This is a genomic window from Polaribacter sp. SA4-12, assembly GCF_002163675.1.
Taxonomy (GTDB): Bacteria; Bacteroidota; Bacteroidia; order Flavobacteriales; family Flavobacteriaceae; genus Polaribacter.
Window position 1 is genome coordinate 2,851,489 of record NZ_CP019334.1, and the last position, 26,951, is coordinate 2,878,439.

The 26,951-nt window shown below is 28.5% G+C and carries 30 protein-coding genes; 4 read left to right on the forward strand and 26 right to left on the reverse strand.

All coding sequences use genetic code 11. The features are described 5' to 3' along the window. The first annotated feature begins 66 nt into the window (after window positions 1-66). Complete coding sequence (locus BTO07_RS12405; protein ID WP_087521531.1) at window positions 67-528, forward strand: hypothetical protein; 462 nt, start codon at window positions 67-69, stop codon at window positions 526-528. On the opposite strand, the gene BTO07_RS12410 is transcribed toward BTO07_RS12405, so the two are convergent. The 5 genes from BTO07_RS12410 to BTO07_RS12430 all read right to left on the reverse strand — a co-directional run bounded on the left by BTO07_RS12410 (window position 525) and on the right by BTO07_RS12430 (window position 5,013). Continuing rightward, the gene (locus BTO07_RS12410) at window positions 525-1,664 is read right to left on the reverse strand and encodes an ATP-binding protein (protein ID WP_087521532.1); all 1,140 of its coding nucleotides are present in this window, start codon (window positions 1,662-1,664) and stop codon (window positions 525-527) included. The genes BTO07_RS12405 and BTO07_RS12410 overlap by 4 nt on opposite strands. A 2-nt stretch (window positions 1,665-1,666) precedes the next feature. Next, the gene (locus BTO07_RS12415) at window positions 1,667-2,530 is read right to left on the reverse strand and encodes an aldo/keto reductase (RefSeq protein ID WP_087521533.1); all 864 of its coding nucleotides are present in this window, start codon (window positions 2,528-2,530) and stop codon (window positions 1,667-1,669) included. Window position 2,531: 1 nt separating this feature from the next. Continuing rightward, the gene (locus BTO07_RS12420; protein WP_087521534.1) at window positions 2,532-3,284 is read right to left on the reverse strand and encodes an SDR family NAD(P)-dependent oxidoreductase; all 753 of its coding nucleotides are present in this window, start codon (window positions 3,282-3,284) and stop codon (window positions 2,532-2,534) included. Window positions 3,285-3,490: 206 nt separating this feature from the next. Continuing rightward, window positions 3,491-4,432, reverse strand: coding sequence for a hypothetical protein (locus tag BTO07_RS12425; RefSeq protein ID WP_087521535.1), 942 nt, complete (start codon window positions 4,430-4,432; stop codon window positions 3,491-3,493). 101 nt (window positions 4,433-4,533) lie between these two features. Further along, window positions 4,534-5,013 (reverse strand): hypothetical protein, encoded by a 480-nt coding sequence (locus tag BTO07_RS12430; RefSeq protein ID WP_087521536.1) that lies wholly within the window; start codon window positions 5,011-5,013, stop codon window positions 4,534-4,536. Between the two features lie 243 nt (window positions 5,014-5,256). Here BTO07_RS12430 and BTO07_RS12435 point away from each other — a divergent pair, with 243 nt between their 5' ends. Continuing rightward, window positions 5,257-7,839: a glycoside hydrolase family 3 C-terminal domain-containing protein gene (locus BTO07_RS12435; RefSeq protein WP_087521537.1), complete on the forward strand. Its 2,583-nt coding sequence runs from the start codon at window positions 5,257-5,259 to the stop codon at window positions 7,837-7,839. A gap of 53 nt (window positions 7,840-7,892) precedes the next feature. Here BTO07_RS12435 and BTO07_RS12440 read toward each other — a convergent pair whose 3' ends face one another. The 20 genes from BTO07_RS12440 to BTO07_RS12535 form a co-directional block, all read right to left on the reverse strand. Further along, window positions 7,893-9,380 carry a hypothetical protein gene (locus BTO07_RS12440; protein WP_087521538.1) on the reverse strand — a complete coding sequence of 496 codons (1,488 nt, stop codon included), beginning with the start codon at window positions 9,378-9,380 and terminating at the stop codon, window positions 7,893-7,895. Window positions 9,381-9,516: 136 nt separating this feature from the next. Beyond that, entirely contained in the window at window positions 9,517-10,383 is an 867-nt protein-coding gene (gene atpG, locus BTO07_RS12445) for an ATP synthase F1 subunit gamma (RefSeq protein WP_087521539.1), read from the reverse strand. Between the two features lie 49 nt (window positions 10,384-10,432). Then, window positions 10,433-12,010, reverse strand: a complete 1,578-nt coding sequence (gene atpA, locus BTO07_RS12450) for a F0F1 ATP synthase subunit alpha (RefSeq protein ID WP_087521540.1) — start codon at window positions 12,008-12,010, stop codon at window positions 10,433-10,435. 21 nt (window positions 12,011-12,031) lie between these two features. Then, window positions 12,032-12,589, reverse strand: a complete 558-nt coding sequence (gene atpH / locus BTO07_RS12455) for an ATP synthase F1 subunit delta (RefSeq protein WP_087521541.1) — start codon at window positions 12,587-12,589, stop codon at window positions 12,032-12,034. Between the two features lie 7 nt (window positions 12,590-12,596). Beyond that, the gene (locus BTO07_RS12460) at window positions 12,597-13,097 is read right to left on the reverse strand and encodes a F0F1 ATP synthase subunit B (RefSeq protein ID WP_087521542.1); all 501 of its coding nucleotides are present in this window, start codon (window positions 13,095-13,097) and stop codon (window positions 12,597-12,599) included. Window positions 13,098-13,250: 153 nt separating this feature from the next. After that, window positions 13,251-13,439: an ATP synthase F0 subunit C gene (atpE, locus tag BTO07_RS12465; protein WP_027076586.1), complete on the reverse strand. Its 189-nt coding sequence runs from the start codon at window positions 13,437-13,439 to the stop codon at window positions 13,251-13,253. Window positions 13,440-13,472: 33 nt separating this feature from the next. Beyond that, the gene (atpB, locus tag BTO07_RS12470) at window positions 13,473-14,609 is read right to left on the reverse strand and encodes a F0F1 ATP synthase subunit A (protein ID WP_087521543.1); all 1,137 of its coding nucleotides are present in this window, start codon (window positions 14,607-14,609) and stop codon (window positions 13,473-13,475) included. Window positions 14,610-14,689: 80 nt separating this feature from the next. After that, a complete protein-coding gene (locus BTO07_RS17560) occupies window positions 14,690-15,079 on the reverse strand; it encodes a DUF6168 family protein (protein WP_087521544.1) in 390 nt (129 codons plus the stop codon). Beyond that, on the reverse strand, window positions 15,072-15,290 hold the full coding sequence (locus tag BTO07_RS12480) for an AtpZ/AtpI family protein (protein ID WP_087521545.1): 219 nt from the start codon (window positions 15,288-15,290) through the stop codon (window positions 15,072-15,074). Before BTO07_RS12480 ends, BTO07_RS17560 begins: the two co-directional genes overlap by 8 nt. Further along, window positions 15,256-15,627, reverse strand: a complete 372-nt coding sequence (locus BTO07_RS12485; RefSeq protein WP_442956788.1) for a bactofilin family protein — start codon at window positions 15,625-15,627, stop codon at window positions 15,256-15,258. The genes BTO07_RS12480 and BTO07_RS12485 overlap by 35 nt, the downstream gene beginning before the upstream one ends. Before the next feature lie 43 nt (window positions 15,628-15,670). Then, complete coding sequence (gene porW, locus BTO07_RS12490) at window positions 15,671-17,893, reverse strand: type IX secretion system periplasmic lipoprotein PorW/SprE (RefSeq protein WP_087521547.1); 2,223 nt, start codon at window positions 17,891-17,893, stop codon at window positions 15,671-15,673. Window positions 17,894-18,023: 130 nt separating this feature from the next. Next, window positions 18,024-18,719, reverse strand: a complete 696-nt coding sequence (locus BTO07_RS12495) for an ABC transporter ATP-binding protein (protein ID WP_087521548.1) — start codon at window positions 18,717-18,719, stop codon at window positions 18,024-18,026. A gap of 22 nt (window positions 18,720-18,741) precedes the next feature. Then, on the reverse strand, window positions 18,742-20,208 hold the full coding sequence (locus BTO07_RS12500; protein ID WP_087521549.1) for a DUF5687 family protein: 1,467 nt from the start codon (window positions 20,206-20,208) through the stop codon (window positions 18,742-18,744). 50 nt (window positions 20,209-20,258) lie between these two features. Beyond that, a complete protein-coding gene (locus BTO07_RS12505; RefSeq protein WP_087521550.1) occupies window positions 20,259-20,966 on the reverse strand; it encodes a hypothetical protein in 708 nt (235 codons plus the stop codon). Next, window positions 20,963-21,664 carry a hypothetical protein gene (locus tag BTO07_RS12510; RefSeq protein ID WP_087521551.1) on the reverse strand — a complete coding sequence of 234 codons (702 nt, stop codon included), beginning with the start codon at window positions 21,662-21,664 and terminating at the stop codon, window positions 20,963-20,965. The genes BTO07_RS12505 and BTO07_RS12510 overlap by 4 nt, the downstream gene beginning before the upstream one ends. Before the next feature lie 3 nt (window positions 21,665-21,667). After that, the gene (locus BTO07_RS12515; protein ID WP_087521552.1) at window positions 21,668-22,345 is read right to left on the reverse strand and encodes a hypothetical protein; all 678 of its coding nucleotides are present in this window, start codon (window positions 22,343-22,345) and stop codon (window positions 21,668-21,670) included. Between the two features lie 3 nt (window positions 22,346-22,348). Then, the gene (locus tag BTO07_RS12520; protein ID WP_087521553.1) at window positions 22,349-22,993 is read right to left on the reverse strand and encodes a hypothetical protein; all 645 of its coding nucleotides are present in this window, start codon (window positions 22,991-22,993) and stop codon (window positions 22,349-22,351) included. 4 nt (window positions 22,994-22,997) lie between these two features. Next, the gene (locus BTO07_RS12525) at window positions 22,998-23,657 is read right to left on the reverse strand and encodes a hypothetical protein (protein WP_087521554.1); all 660 of its coding nucleotides are present in this window, start codon (window positions 23,655-23,657) and stop codon (window positions 22,998-23,000) included. A gap of 4 nt (window positions 23,658-23,661) precedes the next feature. Next, a complete protein-coding gene (locus BTO07_RS12530) occupies window positions 23,662-24,312 on the reverse strand; it encodes a hypothetical protein (RefSeq protein ID WP_087521555.1) in 651 nt (216 codons plus the stop codon). A gap of 1 nt (window position 24,313) precedes the next feature. Next, window positions 24,314-24,652 carry a PadR family transcriptional regulator gene (locus BTO07_RS12535; protein WP_087521556.1) on the reverse strand — a complete coding sequence of 113 codons (339 nt, stop codon included), beginning with the start codon at window positions 24,650-24,652 and terminating at the stop codon, window positions 24,314-24,316. 415 nt (window positions 24,653-25,067) lie between these two features. Between BTO07_RS12535 and BTO07_RS17345 the strand changes: the two genes are divergently transcribed. Further along, window positions 25,068-25,226, forward strand: a complete 159-nt coding sequence (locus BTO07_RS17345; RefSeq protein ID WP_157663345.1) for a hypothetical protein — start codon at window positions 25,068-25,070, stop codon at window positions 25,224-25,226. 172 nt (window positions 25,227-25,398) lie between these two features. Further along, window positions 25,399-25,914, forward strand: coding sequence for a transposase (locus BTO07_RS12540; protein ID WP_087521557.1), 516 nt, complete (start codon window positions 25,399-25,401; stop codon window positions 25,912-25,914). A gap of 282 nt (window positions 25,915-26,196) precedes the next feature. Here the strand turns inward: BTO07_RS12540 and trxA are convergent, their stop codons facing one another. Then, the gene (gene trxA, locus BTO07_RS12545; RefSeq protein WP_087521558.1) at window positions 26,197-26,556 is read right to left on the reverse strand and encodes a thioredoxin; all 360 of its coding nucleotides are present in this window, start codon (window positions 26,554-26,556) and stop codon (window positions 26,197-26,199) included. Window positions 26,557-26,951 lie beyond the last annotated feature (395 nt).

Consider the following 26,951-nt stretch of genomic DNA (forward strand, 5'->3'; position numbering starts at 1 on the left):
TCTAAATAATACTGAGATAAAATATGAAAATGGTTGATTTCATTTTCAATAATTTATACTAAAAAATTGAGTAAACTTCATAAACTATCCGAATTACTAACAAAAGAAATGATTTTATTCCCAAAAGGGGATAAAAAAATCATTCACAATTATCAAAATTGGACTTTAGAAATTGAATCAAAATGGAATTCTAAACGAATTGACCTTACTATAAAATCTCGAAAATCTAATCTTCATTCTCAATTCACTCATTGTTCAATTAAAAAGGATTTTATAATGAGTATAATTGCTCGATATGATAATCATAAATTATCAGGAGAGTCAAGTGAGATCTCAGATCTTTTATTAACAAGTAAATTTTCGCTCTACTTGTTAAAAATGAAAAAAGCAAGTTTTGAACTGAATGGAAAATACCTGGTTTATAATTGTAGAATTGGTCGCAGTGATAAACATAAATTGTCTAATATTTTTATTCTTATTGAAAAAATAATTGAAGAAATTGATAAACTGACGTACAAAACCTCTTAATTATACTTCACTTTTCTAATAACACGCATTGCTTCTTTATACTTGATATACGTCGTTTTATCTTCTAAATTCCTTAAGTAATTTTTTGCTTGCAATAGTAGTGTTGCAGCATCAACAAAGCCATGTAAAAAGCAAATAAGACAGTTTGTTGGCAAACGTAAAATAGCTTCTTGTTCTAATGTAGAAAGTGGAATTTCACCTTCAATTTTCTTTATAATAGATTTACAATTTTCGTAAATACGAAACATAATATCTACATCTAACTTTGGCGGAACAAATAAGAATTCATTTACAATATTGTGCTTTCCATTGTCTTTAAAATTGATAATTGTTTTTTCTAATGGATACAATTCCTCTTTCTTTTCGATGCCTAAATAAATATATTCAGTGATAATAAATGAATGCTTGTTATAACTAATTTGTACTTCATCTAAAGCAGAAAAAAACAATTTTACTTGCTCGTTTATCAATTCGATATCTACTCTAGATAAATATTCTTCACCATTTATAATTTTCTTTTCTCCTGCCCAACACAACACAAATTGCTCGTTAAAAACTTTGTATTGTGGCGTAAATTCTGGCTTGTGATTTTTTATAAAATCGAAAACACCATCTAAAGTCAGTTCTATATTATTACGTGCATTTTTTTCAATGGCATCAACAATCTCTTTGTTGGTATTTCGTAATTCATAATTCAAAGAAGTATGCATAGAGTTACTTCCTCTTCTATAAAAAATACTTCCTTTTTTATATTTCCAAGCGTTTTTTAAAAGAGAAGTAACTTTATTATTAGGATGAATAGTTACCAACCCAATTACTTTATGACGCGGTAATCTTGGAAAAGGCACATTTTCATATTCAATTTTTGGTGGATTCTTTAAATACGCATTTACTAGATTCTGAATCTTACTGTCATCAAAAAAATCGACACCAATAATTTTATTTTCTTCATCTTCAATACCAATAACGATGTAAGAATTGTTTTCTGGATTTGAGTTAGAAAGCGCACAAATATGTTTTAGAAACTTCGCTTTTCCATCCTTAGAACTTAATGATATTTCTTGCTTTTTATCATAAAAACTATTCTCATCGTTGTGAGAAAGTAGGTTTTTAATAAGTAAGCGTTTGTTTATCATTTTTATGGCATTTCTTCTCCTTTGCTAGCTTCTAAAAGTAGAAACCAATCTTCTAAATCTAAATTAATTTCTAAAGCTTTGTTTGCGTTTAGAATTCGTTCTTTATTTGTGGTTCCAATAACTGGAGAAACTTTTGCAGGATGTTTTAAAATCCATGCTAATAAAAGTGCATCATCAGAAACTGCATATTTTTCTGATAATACATTTAAAATTTCTTTTATTCTTAAAGATTGAGGAGTTTCGTGTCTAAAAATGCTTCCTAAAGGACTCCAACACATTGGTTGCATACTTTTCTGAAGCATTTGATCTAAACTACCATTATGCATTGCAATATGATTCGTTAACGAAAACTCAATTTGATTTCCTGAAACATCAATTTTATCAGCAATTAAATCAACTTGAGAAGGCGTAAAGTTTGATACTCCAAAATTGATGATTTTTCCACTTTTTTGTAATTCAGAAATAGCCTCAGCAATTTCATTAGGTTGCATCAACGGACTTGGTCTGTGCAATAAAAAAGTATCTAAATAATCGGTTTTTAAGTTTATTAGAGATTGTTCTACACTCCAAATTATATATTCTTTCGAATAATTATAATGTTTTAATTTGTTGTCTCTAGCTTCTCCAACAAGTTGGATACCACATTTAGAAATTAACTGAATTTCTTCACGCTTAATTCCACTTTCTAAAAACGCTTTTCCAAATTGAGCCTCTGTAGAATAATCGCCATAAATATCTGCATGATCAAATGTTGAATTTCCATTTTCTATGCAAAACTGAATCATATCAACTTGTTCTTTGGTAGAAAACTGTTTTCCCCATTTTCCCCAAGACATACAACCAATTATTATTTTTGATGTTGACATTTTATTTTCTATTTAAAATTGTTGGTGTTGCTTGTGCTGTTGGATACACCACTAAATCTTCAATATTTACGTGATAAGGTCTAGTAATTACAAAGTAAATAATATCTGCAATATCATCAGCTTGTAAAGCTTTATAACCTGCATAAACAGACTTTGCTTTTTCAGTATCACCTTTAAAACGAACATCAGAAAACTCAGTTTCTACAGCTCCAGGATGAATTGCAGACACACGAATGTTATGTTTGTTTAAATCAATTCTCATCGCTTTATTTAAAGCGTCTACAGCGTGTTTAGATGCACAATAAACATTTCCATTAGGATACACGTCTTTTGCTGCTATAGAGCCTATATTTACAATAAACCCGTTATTTCTTTCTGTCATTTGAGGAATGATCGCTTTAGAAACGTATAACAAACCTTTTACGTTAATATCTAACATAGCATCCCAATCATCAATACTACCATCTTGTATTGTTGATAAACCATGCGCATTACCAGCATTATTGATTAGAATATCTATTTGTTTAAAGTTTTCTGGAAGTGAATTGATTGCCGTTTCTACTTCTGTTCTTTTAGAAACATCAAATTGTAAAGTGGTAACTTCTGTAAGTTTACTTAATCCCTTTTGAAGTTCTTTCAATCTTTCAGCTCTTCTTCCACAAAGAACTAACCTAATATTATTCTTTGCGAAAATTTCAGCAGTTGCTTTTCCAATTCCTGATGTTGCTCCTGTAATAAATGCTGTTTGTTTCATAATTTAGTTGAAAAAATATAGATTTAACAATTAGATTTTTAATGTGTTCAACCTGATATAAAATTATGAAATTAACTTGTAGTTTATAGTTTTTAAAATATGAATTTTAAAAAAATTATAAACAAGAAGAAACCGCTCCTCCCAGAGCGGTTTTCCTATCAATTGGTCACTATGAAATAACCAATCAAAAATCAACTAACCAAACTTTATTTTAAATTTCTTCTATTCTTTGTCTTTCTTTCTACTTTAGTACGTTTTCTACCATCATTCCTTACAATATCTTTCGCTTCTTTTTTAGATTTCGCTCCTTTTAAATATTGTATAAATCCTCTTCCTGAAAACTCATATGTAGTTTGTGAATCTACGTTGTAAAGTTCTATCCTTCCATCATTAATAACGCTTAACTCAAACTCTTCAGTATCTCCACTATCATAATTAAGTGTTAATATCTTTAGATCTTCATAATCTGTTACATCATAGATTTCATAACCACCAACGTAACTCCAATCTATATAATCAACTTTTGTGCCAAAACCGTCTTGAGAACTATAAAATGTTGTTATATTTTCTGGTGTAAAGGCTAAATAATTTTCATTATCAAAAGCATTTGCAACACCACCATTTGTTGTTACTTTTTCCCAAGCAACATATTCTTGTAAAAAGTATTCTATATTTTCATAAAACAATTTATCGTAATCAAATTGGTTTGTTTGATATCCTATTAAATAATAGCTTACGTTTTGCCTGTTATTATAGATTCTTATTTCATTATTAGATATTACAGTAACGTCAAAGTCATTTGCTCCATCTAAATCATGATTGGTTTCTAATAAACCATTATAAGTATTATAAGTACCTACATCAATACCAAAACCATTTCCTGTTTTTCCAATATCTACAATGTTATTGTTTGCATATAATGTTCCGTTTACAAACGATAAAGTAAATGCTTTAGATACATAAGGTATATCTCCGTTTCCAGTAGTTCTGTGATAATCTATGTACCATAGATCGTATTCAGTAACGATGCTTTCTAAAGATATTTGATTTTGATAATTATTCTCAAATGAATCTTCATAAATTGCAGTACAAGAACTTAACAGTGTTCCTGTTATTATAATTGTTAAAAGTAATTTTATAGATTTCATAAGCTTGAGTTTAATGGTTATGCTTATGTAATTTCAAAATGCGTGCCAAAAAATAAAACCACTCATATTTGAGTGGTTTTTATTAAAGAAGAAGTTATGTATTAACCTTTATTTGTTCTTGGATAAAACACGGGCTTTGCTTTTTTTATATCCTCTATTTTAAAATAGTTAATTTTATCGCCTAATTTATAACTAAGAATAGCCTCGTCTTCTTTTAATTCAAAAGGAATTTTTTTTACATCGGGTAATTTGTTTTTCATTTCTTTAGTAACATCTGCGTCTAAAATAAGATCTCTATTTTGTCTTTTTGAGGTATTAAAATAACCTATTAAAAGCGTTTTACCAGTAGCAGTATTTATTTCTACTATGGTTGATTTATTTTGAAAAAATATTGAATCAAAATCAATATTAGAACTTTCCATCAATTCAATTTCAACGATTGTTCCTCTAACTCCTGGTTGCCCACCAATCCAATTATTATAAGATGCTTTTTTAAATTTAAAAGGAGGGTCATTTTCTAGTTTTATGCTTCCACATTGTGTAAAAGTAAATAGGATAGCAATTATTGATAAAAATTTCATTGTTTTTGTTTTTTTAAATTTAATGAATAAGTTTCAAACGCTATGCCAATTTATAAAAAAGAGTAGTTAATTAAGAAATATTTTAAAAAGTGAGAAAAATTTCTAATTTTTAATAGCATTAGTTCTTTTAAATGTAAAAATCTCCTTTAAAATGGGACTTGTCCAATTAATGTCCATAGACTTTTTATTAATTAATGTTTATCTAAAATTAACTTTGAAGGAATTATACTAAAACAATTTTTTATGAATTATTTAAAAGCAACATTTTCTATTGTATTCTTTCTCTTGACTGTTATTACTTCTTCAGCCCAGACATGGAAGAATCCAAAAGTAAATATTGATGAAAGAGTTGAAGATTTATTATCTAAAATGACTTTGGAAGAAAAAATTAGTTACTGTGGTTCTAAAATTCCAGCAATTGATAGATTAGGAATTCCTTATTTTGAATGGTATGGAGAAGCTTTACATGGAATTATTGCTTGGAATTGTACACAGTTTCCGCAAAATATTGCGATGGGAGCAACTTGGAATCCTGATTTAATGTTTGATGTTGCTACAGCAATTTCTAACGAAGCAAGAGCGTTAAAAAATATGGGTAAAAAGGAGGTAATGATGTTTTCTCCTACTGTAAACATGGCAAGGGACCCAAGATGGGGAAGAAATGGTGAATGCTATAGTGAAGACCCTTTTTTAATGTCTGAAATTGCCAGAATGTATATAAGAGGTATGCAAGGTAACGATCCAAATTATGTAAAAACTGCAACTACTGTAAAACATTTTGTGGCTAATAATGTAGAAGAAGGTAGAGAAGCACAACAATCTTACATTAATAAAAAAGATTTATACGAGTATTATTTCCCTGCATACAAAACTTGTATTGTTGATGAAGAATCTACAGGAATAATGATGGCTTTAAATGGTTTAAATGATGTTCCTTGCTCTGTTAATGGATTTTTAGCAAATGATGTTTTAAGAAATCAATGGGGTTTTAAAGGGTATGTAATTGCAGATTGGACAGGCGTAAGAAGTGCAAATACTTTTATGAAATATGCCAAATCGATTCCAGAAGCAAGTGCCATTGCAATTAAAGGAGGTATAGATCAAGAATGTTATAGAAACAAAGTTAAAAATGCGCCTATGGTAAATGCTTTGCCAATAGCCATAAAACAAGGACTTTTATCAGAAGAAGATATTAATATTTCTGTTCGTAGATTGTTAAGAATTCGTTTTATGACAGGAGATTTTGATGATCCAAAGTTAAACCCTTATTCTAAAATTCCTGCGAGTGTTTTAGAAAGCAAAGCGCATAAAAAATTAGCATTAAAAGCTGCAGAACAATCTATTGTTTTGTTAAAAAATGATGATAATGTACTTCCGTTAAAAAAGGGTATTAAGAATATTGCTTTAATAGGTCCTTTTGCAGATAGATGTTGGATGGGAATTTATTCCGGACATCCAAAAAGTAAAGTGAGTCCTTTACAAGGTATTCAAAATTATACCAATGCAAACGTGAGTTTTGCTCAAGGTTGTGATGTGATCGCTCAAAAAGATGATGCTCAAAAAATTTTAGAAGCAGTAGAACTTGCAAAAAAATCTGATCAAGTAATTTTGGTTGTTGGTAATGATGAAACAACTTCAACAGAAAATACGGATAGAAAAACGTTGAATTTACCAGGGCATCAACACAACTTAATTAAAGCTGTAAGGGCAGTAAATAAAAATGTAATATTAGTTTTAGTACCTAGTGGACCAACTGCAATTACTTGGGAGCAAGAAAATATTAATGGTATTATTTGTTTGTGGCCAAATGGACAAGAACAAGGTACAGCCTTAGCTAAAGTGTTATTTGGCGATGTAAATCCTGGGGGGAAATTAAATTCAACTTGGTATCAATCTGAAAAAGATTTGCCTAGTTTCTTTGATTATAATATTCAAAGTAGCAGTAGAACCTATATGTATTTTAAAGGAAAACCATTATATCCTTTTGGATATGGACTAAGTTACACTGATTTTAAAATTGATAATGTTTCTATTGATAAGAAAAAATTAAAACCATCTGAAGTAGTTAAAATATCTGTATCTATCAATAATACAGGTAAAAGAAATGGAGATGAAGTAATTCAGGTTTATATTAGAGACGTAAATTCATCAGATAAAAAACCAATAAAAGCCCTAAAAGGATTTAAACGTGTTTCTGTAGATTCAGGGAAAACTGCTGATGTAGTAATAGAAATACCTTATGAAGCATTTTCACACTACGATACTGAAAAAGAAAAATTTGTTGTAGAAAAAGGCGCTTTTGAAATTATGGTTGGTAATTCTAGTGAAAATATTATTGCTACTAAAACAATAGAAGTTAAAGGAAGCACATTACCAGATCTTAAAGTGGGACAAAAAAGTGCTTACTATAAGTTTGATGCCAAAAAGCACGCTAGAAAATGGGATTATCTATATAAAAATGAATCTGATATGATTTCTTCTGATGAGGATAAAAAAGATGATTCTGAATGGATAGAATATGAAATTACCTTTATTGACCCTGGTTTTTATGTAAATACATGGAATGCTGAATTGAACTTTAAATCAAGAAGTAAAGAAGCGATTATAGAAACTTTTATGGCAGGTGCCTCTATTAAGTCGTATTCTATTTTAAAAGGGCAAGAAAAGCTTAAAATCAAAATTCCTATTCCTCCAGAATATGGTAAACCCGTCAGATTAAAAATTAAAACTAAAAAGGGTGAGATAGATCACAAATCGATTAAAATTATTCCTCCAGGTAAGGTAAAACCTTTTACTATTTCTAAAATTATAAATAGAAAAAAGTAAACGATAATTTACGATTTCGAAATTCAGGTGATTATAATAATTGCCTGATTTTTTTAATTTATACTACTTATGTAAGTAAACAAGTTGTCTTCTCTTTGTAATTCTAGCTTTTTACGTAATCTATATCTAGCTTTGTTTACAGTGTCTGTAGAAACACCTAACAGTTGTGACATCTCTTTTGTAGAGAAATTCAATTTTATCAAAGCACATAATTTAAGTTCGTTTCTACTTAAGTTTGAATGTTTTTTTCCTAACGATTCATAAAAAGAACTGTTTACTTGAATAAATCTAGTTTCAAATTCTTTCCAAGTTTTTAAAGAACTAACCTTAATGGTTCTTTTTATTTTTTCGACAGCATCATCATCCTTATGCTTTTTAACATCATTTAATCCTTTTTTAATTTCTGCTAGAACTTTGTCCTTTTCTATCAATTGTAATGCAGTTACAGCCAATTCTTTTTTCTTAATTTCTATTTCCGAATTTATTCTCTCAATAGCAAGTTTCTTTTCTACTGCATGTTTTTTTCGTAATAATCTCACTCCTAAAAATGCTCCTAGAATAATAAAACCAATCAATATAATTGAAAACAGTAACTGTAAATTAAGTTTTTCTTTTTGAGCTTTAATCAGTTTTAACTCTTGTTCCTTTTTAATCTTATTATTTTCAATGATAGATTTTCTATAAGAATCTTTAATTTCAAATAAGCGATTATTTCTATCGCTCTTACTTCCAAATAAACTGTCACTAAGTATTTTTGATTCGTTTATTTGTTGATACGCTAATTTGTAGTTACCTAATTGCTCATTTATTTTAGAAACCTTACTTAACAATCCTACTCTAAGACCTAACCTTGTTTTTTGTTCTGATATATTTTTTAAGCTTTTGTTGAAAAAAAAGAAAGCTTTGTTCTTATCTTCTTTTTGCAGATATAAATCACCCAACATAGAGTATACAATTGATGCATATTCATGTTGAGGTGTAATTTGTTGAGAAATGTTATTTAAAAGTCGTTCTGCTTCAATTAAATTACCTGTTAATGTTTGTAGATGTGCCTTTTCTGTATAAATATATATTTTGTTGGGTATTGAAACTTGTAGTGAATCTAATAATTGTTCTGATATCTTAAGAAACTCTTTTGCCTTAACATATTTGTTATTCATTCGATATGTTAATGCAGCTGAATAATATATTGATGACCTTATTTTTAAATCTTGATATTCTTTTAGATCTTTTACGTAGTGAAAAACGGAGTCGATGGCAGAAATTGCTTCTTCTTTTTTATTAAAAATAGAGTATAAAACGGAAAGGCGTTGATATGCCTGATATTTTATAGTGGAATCCTGAATTGAATCTGCAGTAATTAATACATTCCAAACTGTATCATAAGCTTCTGGGTAATTGGCAATACTCGTTAACTCTTTAGATTTTTCTAATTCGCGCTTTAATAATCTAGAAATAGAATCATTTTTAGATGTATGTTGTCCATTAATAGTTAATGTGGAAATTGAGATTAATAAAAGTAAAACAACAAATTTATGCATACTAAAAGGGCTAATTACTATGGCTTATAAAAATAAGAAAATCGCAATTGAAAAAGATATCAATTGCGATTTTTATATGTTAATCTAAAAAAGAAATTCTATAGAATTTTATTTTTCAGTAATTTAGAAATTATTCTTAGTTTTTCAAAGCTTCAGCTCCACCAACAATCTCTAAGATTTCGTTAGTAATTGCAGCTTGACGTGCTTTGTTATAAGTTAACAATAATTCGTCTCTTAATTCTGTAGCGTTGTCTGTTGCTTTATGCATTGCAGTCATACGTGCACCATGTTCAGAAGCAAAACTATCTCTAATAGATTTATATAATTGAGTTTTTAATGACTTAGGTATTAAAGCCTCAATAATTTCTATTTTAGATGGTTCAAAGATATAATCAGAGTTTACTGCTTCAGCATTACCACCTTCAATAGGTTTAATTGGTAAAAATTGCTCTACTTGAGGAATTTGTGTTGCTGCGTTTTTAAATTGATTATAAAGAACTTCAATTCTATCATACGTTCCTTCAGTATACAAACTCATTAACTTTTCTGCAATAACTGCAACGTTATCAAAAGTTAAATCATCGTAAATGTCGTTTCTAGAATCTACAATATTGAATTGTTTAGATAAAACATCACCACCTTTTTTACCGATAGCAAATAAATCTACTTCAACATCACTGTATTTCTCGTTTACAGTTTTAATAACTTGTTTTGTGATTGATGAGTTAAAACCACCACACAAACCTCTGTTAGAAGTTACAACAACTAATAAAACCTTAGAAACTTCTCTTTGAGTTGAATACGCTCCACCAGTATCACTATCTAAAGTTGCACTTAAATTTTGCAACAATTCAGTTAGTTTAGATGAATAAGGGCGCATTGCCGTAATTGCATCTTGTGCCTTTTTTAACTTTGCAGCAGATACCATTTTCATGGCAGATGTAATCTGCATTGTCGATTTAATAGAGGTAATTCTATTACGTATTTCTTTTAAGTTTGCCATTCTATTGGAATTTTGAAATTCCCGCTTGCACGGGAATGACAACTATGTTTTATGCGAAATGAGTAGAAATTTCTTTAGCTGCTGCTTCTAATACTGCAATTGCTTCCGGTGTTAATTTACCAGCTTTCAATGTATCTAAAGTATCTCTATGTTTTGCGTTTAAGTAATCGATATAATCTCTCTCGAATTTCTTTACTTGGTTTACAGGAACATCTTTTAATAAGTTCTTAGAACCTGCATAGATTATTGCAACTTGATCTTCTACTGAGAAAGGATCATTTTGAGCTTGCTTTAAAATTTCAACATTACGTTGTCCTTTAGAAATTACACTCATTGTAGCTGCATCTAAATCAGAACCAAACTTTGCAAACGCTTCTAATTCACGGTATTGAGCTTGATCTAATTTTAAAGTACCAGATACTTTTTTCATTGCTTTAATCTGAGCATTACCACCAACACGAGATACAGAAATACCTACGTTAATTGCTGGACGAACACCAGAGTTAAATAAATCTCCATCTAAGAAAATTTGTCCATCTGTAATCGAAATTACGTTTGTTGGAATATATGCTGAAACGTCTCCTGCTTGAGTTTCAATAATAGGTAATGCAGTTAAAGAACCTCCACCTTTTACAATTCCTTTTAAAGAATCAGGTAAATCATTCATTTCACTTGCAATTTTATCATCATTGATTAATTTTGCAGCACGTTCTAATAATCTTGAGTGTAAGTAAAATACATCACCAGGATACGCCTCACGTCCTGGAGGTCTTCTTAATAATAAAGAAATCTCACGGTATGCAACTGCTTGTTTTGATAAATCATCAAAAACAATTAAAGCTGGTCTACCAGTATCTCTAAAAAATTCTCCAATTGCAGCTCCAGCAAATGGTGCATAAACTTGCATTGCTGCAGGATCTGATGCATTTGCTGCTACAATAGTAGTATATGCCATTGCTCCTTTTTCTTCTAACATGTTTGCAATTGCTGCAACAGTAGAAGCTTTTTGACCGATAGCTACATATATACAATATACTGGCTCACCAGCATCGAAAAATTCTTTTTGGTTTAAGATGGTATCAATAGCAACTGTAGACTTACCAGTTTGTCTATCTCCAATGATTAACTCACGTTGACCTCTACCAACAGGAATCATTGCATCAATAGATTTAATACCAGTTTGTAATGGCTCAGTTACTGGCTCTCTAAAAATAACTCCAGGAGCTCTACGCTCTAAAGGCATTTCGTAAGTTTTACCTGTAATTGGTCCTTTACCATCAATTGGATTACCTAAAGTATCTACAACACGTCCTACAACACCTTCACCTGCTTGTAAAGAGGCAATACGTTCTGTACGTTTCACATTAGAACCTTCTCTAATTGAAGTTGATGCTCCTAATAATACAACACCTACATTGTCTTCTTCTAAGTTTAATACGATACCTTCTAATCCGTTATCGAATTCTACTAGTTCACCATATTGAACATTAGAAAGACCGTAAACACGAGCAATTCCATCTCCTACTTGTAAGACAGTACCTACTTCGTTTAAAGTTGCCTTTGCTTCGAAGTTTGTTAACTGTTGCTTTAAAATTGCTGATACTTCAGCTGGTTTAATACTTGCCATCTTTTATAATTTGATGTATTATTAAATTTTAGGAATATAATGACTATTGTCAAATTCCTTTTTCAATTCGTTTAAATAATTAGAGATACTTGCATCATATTGCATATCTCCTACACGTAAAATAAATCCGCCTAAAATGGCAGGATTGATTTCATTTTCTAAGTTCGCATTGTCGCCAGTTAAAGCAACGATTTTTGCTAAAACTTTAGCCTCAATTTCTTTTGTTAAAGGTACTGCTGTAGTAACTTTAGCAACTTGCATATGCTTATCAAAATCATAAATGATTGCATATTGTTTAGCAATAGAATGAAGCATTGCTATTCTTTTATTGTCTTGTAATAAGTGAAACAAGCCAAGAGTAATATTGTTTACTTTGCTTCCAAATATAGCGTTTAAAACGTTTATTTTATCAGAAGATTTAACAATAGGGCTTCTTAACATTACTTCAAATTCATCATTTTCAGAAATTGTAGTAGAAATAAATAACATGTCGTCATTTACTACAGTTTCTTCTTTAGAATCTTTAGCAAGATTTAAGATTGCTTTTGCATAACGTATTGCTGCTCTTGCGTTTTTCATCCTTTACTTAGTTTAAAGTAACATCTTTTAAGATTCCTTCAACTAATTCTAGTTGATCTGCCTTATTAGATAATTCTTTCTTAATTACTGATTCTGCAATACCAATAGATAATTCTGCAACGCTCTTTTTGATTTCTGCTAAAGCTGCTTGCTTTTCTTGCTGAATTGAAGCTTGTGCATTTTCGATTAACTTAGTAGTTACCTCTTTTGCATCTTCTTTAGCTTCTGCTATAATATTATCACTAACATTTCTAGCATCTTTCATCATAGCATCTCTTTCTGCTCTAGCTTCTTTGATAAGACTTGCATTATCTGCTTGTAAATTTTGCATTTCTTTACGAGCATTTTCTGCTTCTGCTAATGCATTTTCAATTCCTGATTCTCTTTCTTCCAAAGAATTTAAAATTGGTTTCCATGCAAATTTTACCATTAAAGCAATTAATGCTAATAATAAGATTAATGAAACTACAAATAACCCAGGTGAAAAATCGTTTAATAAAGTTTCCATTCTATAAACTAATTAATTTTTTTGTTTCTTTTTTGTTTAATTTAAAGAATCCCTTTCGGTTTTCTTTAAAATTGTATTCTCATTAAAAAGAGAATTTAAAAATAGGTTCTGTAACCAACCGTTACAGAACGCTATCTTTTGTTTTTGTTTGGATTATTTTCCTAAGAATAATGCACCAAATGCTAAACCTTCTAATAATGCAGCGATAATAATCATTGCTGTTTGAATTTTTCCAGTTGCTTCTGGTTGTCTAGCAATACCTTCCATTGCTTTTCCACCAATTTGACCTAAACCAATTCCTGCTCCGATTACGATTAATCCTGCCCCAATCATGTTGTACATAATAATTGTATTTTTAAATTAAACAAATTTGTATTAATGAGCTTCTGAGTGATCATCTACTGCCATACCAATAAACAAAGCTGAAAGCATTGTAAAGATATAAGCTTGCAAGAAAGCGACTAAGACCTCAATTAATGTTATAAAAAATGATAATACTAATGACAATCCTGTTGCTCCAACAACCCCTAAAGATTCTTTTAGAGTAAACATAATTGCTATTAAGCTCATTACCACAATATGACCTGCTGATATGTTTGCGAACAAACGTACTAATAATGAAAACGGTTTGATAATTAATGCACCGGCTAATTCTATAACCGCTAAAATTGGGCGAATTAAAACAGGAACCCCTGGCATCCAAATCATGTGCATCCAGTATCCTTTTGTACCACTCACTGTATAAATTACTAATGTAAAGATTGCCAAACAACCTGTAACCGCTAATTGACCTGTTACGTTAAATCCTAATGGAGTTAAACCTGCAAGGTTTAAAACCCAGATAAAGAAAAATACAGTTAATAAGTATCCTGTAAATCTTCTATAATGTTTTTCACCAATATTTGGTTTTGCAATTTCATCTCTAACATATAAAACTAAAGGTTCTAAAACTCTAGCAAAACCTGTTGGAATTTGTTTTGTCTTGTATTGTCTAGCTAATCTAGCAAACCAGAATAATAATAAGAAACCAATTAATAAAATACCTACTACACTTTTAGTAATAGAGAAGTCTAATAATTTATGTGCATTTGTTGCATGATGAGATTCATCAAAAGTAACAGAAGTTGCACCTGTTTCGATTTCGTAAATTTTTGAGTGAATTTTCGCGAATTTTAATCCGTTCCTTTCAACTAAAACATGTCCATCATCATTATGATGAAATTCTGATGACATAAAAGATACCAAACCTTCACTCGACCAAATAATTACCGGTAATGGAAAACCAAAGTGTTTTCTTTCACCTTCATCACTTGTGTATGAAAATAATGAAAAATCATGAGAATCTTTAATGTGATGCAAAATATATGCCTCAACTTCTTCCTTCGTATTTACGCGACCACCATCATTCTGGTCATCGTGCTTTTTATCAGATTCTGATGCAAAACCCGCCGAAGTAAAGAGGGTAATTGCTGCTATTAAAAGAAACTTGATTGTTTTTTGTGCAATCTTCATTGTAAAAATACGCTTTCTAAATTCGCGGCAAAGATATAGAATAATTCAAAACCACAAACCTTTTTTAAGCCTATTTTTTATTATTGCTTTATCTTTAAAATTTTGGCTACAAAAATCACTTCTGTTATTAGAAAAATAATCATTGGTATAAATAAGGAGATTCTTGTATTAAAAGGCAGCCCCTCTTCTGCAAAGATTGATTTATAAAAGATGATACTAAACAGTGTTAATTTTAAAAGAATAGTGCCAAGGTAGATGAAACCTAACTGTTCAAAAACTTTCTCTTTTGTAGAAAATATTAAAAAATTGACACAAATCACTAATGAAAAAGCAAGGTGAAATATATATACTCTTTTTAGTGAAAAAGGTAAGATGATGTTTTTTGTTTCTAAAAAGTAATTATGGAGTGAAAAACATACTAAAAAAAGAGAAAAAAATACTACAGAATATACTAGAATACTTCTAACCATTAATCTTATTTGCTTGTTTAATTAATGAATACATTGATAAAAATATGGCAACTAAAGTTACGGTTTCTGTTAAAAAAGTAGTTTCAAATTTTACATCTAACCATTCACCTAATAAAAAACCTAAATATATAGTTAACCCCATTTGCAAACCTGCACCTGAGAGTTTTATGGCTTTATTAAGCGGTTTTTTCTGACTTTCTTTTTTGTTCATTACTAGAATTCAATTCTTTTACAGCTCCTTTCATAGCACAAGTTGCGTTAAATGAAGCTCCAGGTTCTACAGAAAGTTTTCCGATAATAACGTTTCCAGAAATATCTGCTGTTGCTTTTATAGTTAAGGTATTAGATACTAAAAGTTCTCCAGAGAATTTACCTTCAATATCTGCATTTGTTGCTTCTACTTTTCCTTTAATAAAACCATCGGCACCAATAATAACTCTACCATCTGTAGTTAAAGTTCCTTCTAAAGTACCATCAATTCTAAAATCTCCATCAGATTTAATATCTCCAACAATTGTTGTGTTTTTAGCGACAACATTTCTTTCCATAACTTTATTTTTTTGCGGTTTTTTGTCTTTACTGCTAAACATATTATTTACTTAATTGTTCTACTATTTTTTTTGCCTGCTTACCTTCTTCAGTATTTCCATACTTTATAACAATAGCTTCTAATGCAAATTTATAAGCTTTTTTATCAGTATACTTACCTATTGCGTAGGCTCTTAGAAGTTCAAATTTAGGGATTAATTTTGAATTTTCTATAGAAGGCAGAATATCAACGATTTTTTTAACCGTTTCTTGAAACTTATTCCCCTTATACAAATAGTAAAATTCTTTGTACTTATTTTCTATCTCATCAACCGAAATTTCTTCCTCAACTTTCTTATTTGGGTTTCTAATTGTCTTAGCAAAAATGGTATTTGAATATTTTGTAAGAATGATGTTTTTGTGAATATCAGATTTTGTTTGATCACCAAGATCTAAGTATGCTTTGTATAAATGCCAATTTATAGGTAAAATTAATGCTTCCTTCGGATTTAAAGTTGATACTCTCTCTAATCTTTCGATGGCTAATTTTGTGTCTTTAAATTGTTCTTTATAAATAAGTCCTAATTCGTATAAAGCTTGATTTCTATCTAATTTTAAAGTATCAATCTTATTTTTATCTGTAGGGATTGTTTTTAAGTAACTCGCTAAATCATAACGTAAACTTTTTTGACTTACTTGTACAGAATCTTTATTAGTAAGATTTGTTGCTATTTTAGAAGACCATCTCCAGTCGTCTTCTAATTGTCTATTTCCCCAAATTTTCTGAAATTCTGTTTTACCAAAACCTAACGATTGTGAGTTATAGAAATACCATTTTCCTTTTTTGTTAGACTGTAAAGCTGTTCCTCCAAAAGTTGCTCCAAATGCTTGTTGATTTAACTTTAACTGAGCAGCGTCTTCATCTTTCTTTTTTAAATCGTCTATATATTTTTGAAAATAAGATGCTTGTTCTTCTGTAGAAAGTGAAGCTATTCTAATAATACTATCGTTTTTAGTTACAGTATTTTCAAATTTGATTAATGAAGCTAAGTTTCTGTGCTTTCTTTTAATTCGTCTTATTCTTAAATTTAAAGTATCTGCAGCAATATTTAAAATACTATCATAATAAGAACTTGCTAATTGATATTTAGAATTCTTAAAGTTGATGTTTCCTAATCTTTCAAAAGTGTATGTCTTTTGTTTTACATTGTCAGATTCTGCTCTCAATGATTTGTTATAATATTCAGTGGCTAAATCGATACTGTCGTTTTTTTCATGCAAGAAACCAACTTGATAATACAATTCGTCTAAATACTTTCTATTATCTCTATCCTTAATTAATTTATGCATTTTTTCTAAAATAACAACAGAAGCAGAATCGCTTGTCGAATTTTTTGCTAATTCAATATTAGCATGCATTTTATACTTATCAGGTGCTTTTTTAAAGTTGATAATTTTGTTAAAAACGGCAGAAGCAGAATCTTTCTTGTTTTCTGAACTATAAATCTGACCTAAAACAAACATATTTCTAGCTCCTTGATTTCTATCATTTAAAGTTTCTGTAGCTTTAATAAGAAATTTTTTCGCTTTTTGAATACTATCTGTTTTAACATAAGCCATTGCTAAAGCTGTATAACCTGCTTCTTTAATGTTTTCTGGTAAATCTATTTCTAATGTATCTTTTACTTTTAAAAGTAAGTTTAAAGTTTCGATAGCAAATTCTTCATTATCTAATCTAATATTCGTTTTTGCTCGCCAAATTTTAGTTTCATTAATTAAACTTGCAAAAGGATAATGAGAAATAACATAGTTAAAAGATTCTATTGCTGGTACAAAACGTTGATCATAATAACGCGCTTTTCCTAAGAGAAGATAGGCATCATCAATTTGACTATTTCGTTCTACATCGTCAATATTCATTCCATGTTTCTGAATCGCTTTTACAGCTTTTTCTTCTGCAATGCCAAATGGAGTGGAAGCTTTCTTCTCTTCATTTTCAGCATCACCAAAACCAGCACCCATTCCTGTATTAAATGTCGGAATTTCTAACTTTTCTTTCTCAAACTTAATGGGTTCTATAGGTAATTGTTGAAACCAATCATCTTTGTAACCTTCATTAATGCCTTCAATACCTTTTTTAAAAGCTTCTTTACCATTAAAAAGCACATTGAATTTTGTATTTAAAGAATGCCAGTTTCTGCTAACAACAGTATCTTTTCTTGTGCTACAAGAATATAAAACTGCAAATACAGAAAGAATTAAAACTATTTTTTTAGTGAATTTCACAAAAATAAATATTGATTAAACGATTATTTTAATAAGCTAATAAAACAAAAAACTCTTATTCACAACTACTTTCTTTGAAAAATAGTATAAATAAGAGTGTAAAAATAGTAATAAATTAAGAATAGAAGGCTTATACAGAAAAATAGCTTTCTAATTCTTCTAATGTTTCTGCAGATGTTTCTATATCTTTTACCACATTTCCTTTATCTAAAACCACAATTCTCTCACAAACTTCTGTTACATGTGTTAAATCGTGACTAGAAATTAAAACGGTAACATCTCTATTTTCTGTTAAGGTTTTAATGATGGTTTTTAATCTAATTTGAGTTGTTGGATCTAAATTAGCAAAAGGCTCATCTAAAATTATTACTTGTGGGTTTCCCATTAATGCAGCAACAATTCCTGCTTTTTTCTGATTTCCTTTACTTAAATCTCTTAAGTATTTTTTCTTACCAATAATTTCTCCATTGAAAAATTCATCAAATTGAGTTAGAAAAGTAGTAACATCAGCTTTATTCATTCCTCTTAAATCTCCAATAAAATCGAAGTATTCTTCAGGTGTTAAATAACCAATTAAAAAAGATTCATCAATAAAAGAACCTGTAAACGTTTTCCAATCTTCACTTTCACTTACAATAATATCATTATTTGTTATTGCGCCAGTTGTTGGTCTAATTAAATCTAATAAAATATTAAATAATGTTGTTTTTCCAGCGCCATTATTACCAACTAAACCAAAACTTTGACCTGTAGGGATTTCTATTGAAGCAACATTTAAAACTTCTGCTTTTCCGTATTTTTTTGAAACTGTATCTATTGTAATCATTGTGTTTTCTTTTTAGTTGAAATTATGCTTCTTTTCCGAAAGCGTTAATCATAGCGTATTTATCTTTAATGTATTTTTTTTCGATGAAATTCATAGCTTGGTTTTTTAATAATAAACTAATAATTCCAACCGCTGCTACAACTATAAAACCAGAGTTATAACCTACAAATTTGTCGAAAATCCAAAATAATAACATCGGGAATAACATTAAAGGGATTATAATAAGAAACTGAGTTGCACTTGTTCCTTGAGTATTACCAAAACCACTTCTTGTTAAGTCTATTCTTTTTCTATTAAAAGATCCTGCATATAATAAAAACAGGGAGTTAAAACCAATATTAAAAATTGCTCCTGCAGTTATCATTAAAAAAATTTCTGTCCCAAAATACAAATAAGGAAAACTTAAAAAGTATAAAACGGTAGTCATTGTAACCATTAAAACCCATTTAGATTCTAAAAATTTACGATATCTAAAACTCTGACTCATTAACATTTTATAATGTGCACTATCCCAAGCAGGAATAAACTGACCGTAATTTAGTGTAAAACCTCCTGTAACGAATAATGAAGCAAACATTAACATTGGTAATTTATCTTTATAAGCATCCATTGTAAAGAAAATCAATCCGTAAAACAAGAATAAAAATGACATTAGAAATACCGTTTTTGTTCTTTTATTTCTCCAGATTAAACGAATATCATTTTTTATAAAAGGAGCTACATCTCCTAATTTATTTGCCCAAGATAAATCTGCAGTATTTGCTTCTTCTACCTTGGTTGCAACTGCTCCGTCTAAATATACTTGGTTACGTAATTGTTTGTAATTAAGTTGATATAAAACAACTAAAACGATAACCCCGATTAAAGAATATATTGGGTTTTGGTAAATAAAATCGAAAATAGATCCTCCAAAATCAACAACATTAGCAAGTTCGAATTGTTGTAATCCAATTAAACCAACGAGAAGCGTACCAATAATAATCAGCGCTTTATTGCTTTTGTTGATTAAAAAATTTAAGAAATTTGCAGATTGAATTATTAAAATCATGGTTAATAACCAACCTAAAACTCCAGCAGTATTATAACCTTCTTTTATTAAGACCACAGAGAAAGGAATGTAAAAAAATAAACTTAGAATATTAAAGATTGAAAATGCAGATTTTCCCAAAACATAGTGTACCAATTTATTTTTCTTAATTGGTAAAATAAGCAATGGTTTTATATTCATTATTGGCAATTTTTGCATTAAATAACGGAAAACTAAATCGCCAAGAATTGCAAAAAGCAAGTATGAATTTACGATTTGTAATGGATCTGATTCTGGAAATTCTTTTCTTAAAAAAAAGTAACCTCCAACTCCTACTGCTAAAAAGGCAACTAAAAAATATAGCACAAAAAAGCCCATTATTATCTTTATTGCTATTCCTTTTTCCCAGTGAGAAGAACGGAAATATTGTTTCCATTCTAATTTTAAAAAGTGTAAAATCATATTTTAGTAATTAGTTTGATTGATAATAAGTAGTTTAGAAACCAGTTTTGTTACAAAGTTTTAGATAATTTATATTCTGGATAGGTTTCTTCTAGCAATTCTTCTGCTTTTTGTGGAATCATAAAACCTGTAACATGGAAGAGAAGGATTACACAGGTAACAGAAAATGAAATTAAGAAAAGCCAATGATTTTCGAGTGAATTAAAAGGAATTTTTATGATATTAACACAATTAAATATATTGATAAATGCTAAGCCAGAGAATCCTTGTCTTGTGTCTCCAATCATAGATTCTAAAAGAAATATTTTCTCCTTTTGCTGTTCTTTGTTTTTGTGTTTTCTCTTTGCTTTAGTCTGTTTTATTAAATTGATAGTTGTTAAAACTAAAAGTCCTGCGAGTATAATGTATTTAGAATAAGGAGTTTTTAGAAGAAAGAAAAGTGATAAAAAGATACTTACCGTTATTACCAACTTAGGCAGTGTAAACCATTCTTTAAAGAAACGCCAAAGTATTTTTCCATATTGTTTATTCATTTGTTTTTGTTTGGCTTCTATAACATCCATAAAACCAAATATTCCGAATTTTTTAAACGATTTGTCTCTCGCGTTTTCGAAAGCCAATTTAGGGTTTTCCTCCCAAATAGTTTCTATGTCGTTAGCCAAATGATCTACCAATTCTGTTTGTACATCATAAAAATAAACATAATGTTTTCTTGTAAATTTGTAGAGTTCTTCTATGTGGGTTTCTGTTAGTTTCATGATAATAATTCTTTTCTCATTTTTTCTACTCTAGAAATTGCTTTTTTATAAACTTGATAACCAGAATGTGATAAGATTGAATGAAGTGGAATTATGATAAAAAGCAAAGGCTTATGATATGTTATTGGAATATTAAAATTTCCTTCAGTTTTAAGATGTAGCATAATTACGTTTAGTATTGTAAAAGAAAGGAACATATAATTTAAACCATAGTCTTTATGAATAGATTTGCCATATTTTTTTCTCCATGTTTTAAAAGCAATATAAAAATAGAGTATCATAGGTAAAGCAAATAAAAAATAACTCATTTTAATAAAATTACTGTGCTCTAAAAAAGTTGAAAATACATAATAACCAATAAAACTAACTACAAATAGAAAAAGATTTAATGGGTTTTTAAAAAAATCTATAAAACCTTGAAAATACATTTTTCGATACCCAAAATTTATATTTTTCCAGCCAACAGTATTTAAATTTTTAAAACTACTTCCGTTAAAATTTTCTTTCCACCCAAAAGAAACAAAAGATTCTTGTACTACATTTTTAAAATCAGTTTCATTAACGTTTTTAGATTTCAATCGGTTTTCTACATCAGAAACCACATGGTCTAAGACCTCTATTCTAATATCCCAATATTTCATTCCGTCTTTTTCAAGACGATTATCAATATATTGTATTTGTTCTTTTGTTAATTCCATTATTTATACAATTACATTTGGATATTGTTCTTTAATAACTTTTTTATTTTTGAAGAATACAGTTTGACAAGACCAATAAAACAATAAAGCCGCAACAAAAATCACTAATTGAATATTATTATGAATTGGGTTTAAAAAGCTTTCTTCACTCCTGAAAATTGTAATTGTATTAAAATAGATAACAGCGTTATTTATTATCTGAGTTAGGTCATTATTCATGTCTAAAGCTAGAAATATTTCTTTTTTCTTCTTCTTTTTTAAATATGAATTCAAGAAAACACTAAATACAGTTACAAGTCCTAAACCTGTTAAAATCTGAAAAAAAGTTTCTTTGTCTTCAAACAAATTCATTATTTGAAATAGAGCATAAAATAAAGCAATTGTAATAATAACTTTTGGAAGTTTAAAGAATGTAATAAAGTGTTTAAATGACTGTTTATAAAACTTATTTTGTACTGATTTTGTTTTCTCTTTTAGTAATTTATGAAAACCATTGTCGCTAAAATTTCTATGAATATTGATGATTTCCTTTTTAAAAACTAAATCTGGATTTTCATCTAATTTTTGCTCTAAAATATTGGCAAAATGATCTACTATTTCTGTTCTAACATCATAGAATTTAATGCCACAACTATAAATATAATTGTCTATTTGTAAGAGTTGTTCTTTTGTTAATTCCATAGTTTATGAAACTTTATATTTTTTGATTGCCTTTTTATGTTTCTTAAGGAAATGAAAATAAATAAAGGTAATAGCAATAAACATTAAAGTTAGACTGTAAATAGGACTAACATCTTTAATTACACCTGAAAAAATGATTGCAATACCTCCTAATATAATTCCCATTTTTTGTGTTTTTAAGATAAAACGATAGGTTGTTTTTTGTTTTATTTTTGAATTGTTAATCATTAAATAAATAAAAATGAAGGCACAGAATAAATTAATCATTAATAAAAAGTTTGTTAAGTATAACTGTGTATTATCTGAAACTGTGAGATTTAATTTACGTTCAAAAATTGATAGTAAAATCATTAAAAAGTTAGAAATTAAAAACAATTTTATATAAGATGTTTTAGCTTTTTTCATTACAAGTTTAGGAGCAGAAAATGCAATTCCAAAAAGCCAACTAGATGATTCTTTTAACTGCGGATTCCATTTATCAGTAACATTATAAAAAACGGTTTCAAAATCAAGATTTTCCTTTGTCATTTTTGTTTCAATATCAGAAACAATATGATCTAAAACCTCCATTCTTAAATCTATATAAGTAATGTGTTTTACATTTAAATAATGTTCTACTCTTTGTAATTGTTGTTCTGTTAATTCCATAGCGTTAGTTTAACAAGTGCTTGTAATTTTGAATAGCTTCTTTGTGTTTTTTGTAGAAGTGATGACATATATATGATACTGCAAAACCGCCAAAAAGAAAACCAGTAAAAACTGCATTCAAATTTCCTTTATCATTAAAATGATTCCCAGAGATTAAAGGAATAATTAGGAAAATAATACCTAGATATTGGGTTCTTAGAATAAAACTATAGGTTGTTTTTACTTTAGATCTTATAACTTTTATAATGATAAAAACCACGTAGATTAAAGAAAATAAGGTAATTGTATTTAAAAATCCGTTTAAAAATTCTAAAATATTTTCATTAAAAACAATTGAAAAATTCTTAAGAAAAATTACAGGTAAAAAATAAGCAGCTAAATAAATTAAGTAAAAAGGTTTAAATATTTTTATAGCTTTTTTCACAACAATTTTAGATTCGGAATATTGTAATCCAAAATAGAAACTAGAAATTTCTCTAAAATGTTTTTCCCAACGAATTCTAACCATTGCAAAGGCATCTTCAAAAGTATCGTTTTTATTCAGTAAATTTTCAATGTCAGAAATTATATGATCTAAAATTTCAACATTTAAATCTATAAAATCAAATTTCCTTTTCTGTAAATACTCTTCAATTTGTTGTGTTTGTTCTTTTGTTAATTCCATAGCATTAGTTTAACAAGTGTTTGTATTTCTTTAAAATCAGAATTCTTTTTTGTTTAACCAAAAGAACTCCTGCCATATTTAACCCAAAAGCAAATGTTACGTATAAAAAAAATAAAAATTTATGCTCAAATAAGAAGTCTTTAATTGGTGAAAATAGATATAGAAACATTTGTGGTAATGCTAGTATATTTCCTAAATACTTAAAAGAAACTAATCTTCTAATTTGTTTCTTTTTATGATATGTATTTATAAAACCATAAATAGCAGGTATACCTATTAATAGGACAAATAATAATGATAGGTTTTTGTTTGAAAAATCCAATTCATAAAAAAGAAAAAAGATAATAGATAATACTGAAATTGTTATTGGAATAAATTTAAGAGTGGTAAAAAAACCAAAAAAGTTAGACCATAATTGTCTTTGATAAGACCAATGAATATCACTTCTGTTATTTCCTTTATAATTAAAAATAAAATCAGAATTATCTGATAAATATTGAGATAAATTCCCGTTTTCTGTTGTAGTTTCAAAATCAGTTACTAGATGATCTATTAATTCGTATAAATCTTCGGGGTCTAAAATTCTCTTTTTCCTTTTTAGGTAATCTTCTAAAAAAGTTAGTTGTTTTTCTGTTATTTCATAGTTATTTTTCATATTACTCCAAACTAAATTTAGGATTCACCAATTGTTGCATCGTTTTTAAAAACTCTTGCATTTCATCCAACTTGTTGGCTGTTTCTTTGGTTCCGCTTTCTGTCAATTTGTAATATTTTCTAAGTCTGTTACCAACTTTAGCAACTTCTACGTCTAATAAACCATCGGCTTCTAGTTTGTGCAATGCAGGGTACAAAGCACCTTCAGTAATTTTTAATTCGCCTTTGGTCAATTCTTTTACTTTCTGAGTAATCTCATAACCATACATTTTATCGTTACTTTCTAATAACTTTAAAATGATGGTTTGTAAAGAACCTTTGTATAATTTCTGATTTCCCATATTATAAAAATGTGTAATCGTGTAACTGTTTATTTGTTTAAACGTGTAATTGTCATCCTATGTTTATAAAAATAAGGATCTGCTTTTAAAAAGCTTAAATTAGATTTAATATTTAACAAGAAAAGTAAGGGTAAAGGAAAAGATTATAGTCCGTCATTTGTCATTAAAGACCGTTCGCAATGCTAATCACTTTCCCCCTTACTACATAAACTTGAACAGATCATTAGAACATCAAATCTGTATTTAGGATTGATAAGTAAATGTAGTAATTTTTCTATAAAAACATTTGATATGAGTAAAATTATAGGAATTGATATTAATAAGCAAACTTTTGATGTTTCTTATTTAGAAAAAGTTAAATGGATACACAAAATTTTTAAAAAATTAAAATACAGGTTTTGAGCAATTTAATAAATTGATTGGTGCATCAGACTGGATTGTAATGGAGGCTAGTGGTCCTTATTATGTTCAGTTAAAAACTTTTTTACATGCATCTAGTTTTAATGTATGTGTATTAAATCATTTGATAATTAGAAGATATAGTCAAACAAGATTACAGAGCAATAACAGATAAAAAAGACGCAAAGACAATTGCCGAATATGGTGCTCAATATGAGTTAAAAAGATGGTGTCCAGAGAGTAAACCTAGTATAGAAATTAAACAACTTTACACAGCTTTAGAATTACTAAAAAAACAAAAACATCAAACAAAAAGACAATTAGAATCCTTTGAAGCAACAGGTTTGTTGAGTTCGGATCTTAGAAAAGAATTAAAACAAGTACTAATATTATTAATAAGACGTATTGATAAGTTTGAAAAAAAGATAGAGCAAATAGGAAGATTAGCTTATAAAGACACGGTTGAAAGAATAAAAACGATACCAGGAATCGGGCTAAAAACGGCTATTATGATGAGTGTTATTACAGATAATTTCACAAAATTTGATAACTATAAACAACTGACAGCTTTTGTAGGATTTAGTCCAAGGCTATATCAATCAGGAACAAGTGTAAAAGGTAAAGGACATATTTGTAAAATGGGCAAACCTCAAATTAGAAAACTTTTGTATTTATGTAGTTGGTCTGCAAAAAGAGTAAATAAAAATTGTATCGAAATGTATGAACGACTTAAAGAAAAAGGAAAACCCGAGAGAGTAATTAAAATTGCAATAGCTAATAAATTAATAAAGCAAATTTTTTCTATTGCGACTAACAAACAAATTTACAATGAAAATCATCAAAACTTATATTTTCTGAAATAAAAGAAATTTTAACAATAAATAATAGTTTTTTAACACAGATCATTGCGAGGAACGAAGCAATCTTATTATTAAAAAAGAGATTACTTCGTCATACTTCCATGCTATGACGATTTCCTTAACACAAATGTATACATAATTTTCTAATGCATCAAATTCTTATGTATAGTTTTTTTAATAAAAAAAATCCTGAAAATTTACTTTTCAGGATTTTGAATAATAAATATTGCGTTTTTTATAAAAACATAAGAGTTGTATTTCCTTCCCTTTGGGAAGGTTACACTTTTACTTCTCAACTTTTAAAACATCAGCAATAATGCGTTCTAATTCTGCTTTTGGTAAAGCGCCGTTTGCCATTTGTGGTTGCCCTTCTGCAGGACAAAATAACATAGAAGGAATACTTCTAATTGCAAATGCTGCAGACAATTCTTGTTCAGCTTCGGTGTCTACTTTGTAAATATCAATTTTACCTTCATATTCTTTAGATAATTGCTCTAAAACTGGTGCTAATGCTTTACATGGTCCACACCAATCCGCGTAAAAGTCTATTAAAACTGGTCTTTTTCCTTCAAATTTCCATTCTTTGTTTTCTTCAAAATTAAAGACTTTTTCTAAAAAAGTCTCTTTTGTTAAATTTTCTATCATAATTTAAAATATTCTTATCCGACAAAGTCGGAATTTATTAATCTGTGGTTCCCAAAATAAAATGGGAATCTTGTTTCTAATTCTTAGACAAAAATAGTCCTTTTTATAAACGATAAATTACAAAATTTATATAAAACAGAGTCTAAAACGTTAAAAGTAATTAAAACCTCTTACGAAATAATTTATGGGGTTTTATGTTAATTTTGAGAAGGCCTGAAGTTTTATAGGAATATAATTTTAATAGTAAAAAACTGTATTTCAATATATTAAATAGAGTAATCTAGATAGGTGTTAATTGTTTATTTATTACAAAGATGAAAGAATCTTGTTGTTTTACTAGTAGAATAATTATTCGTTTTATATATTTGTAAAATAATAAAACCCTCCTGTTATAG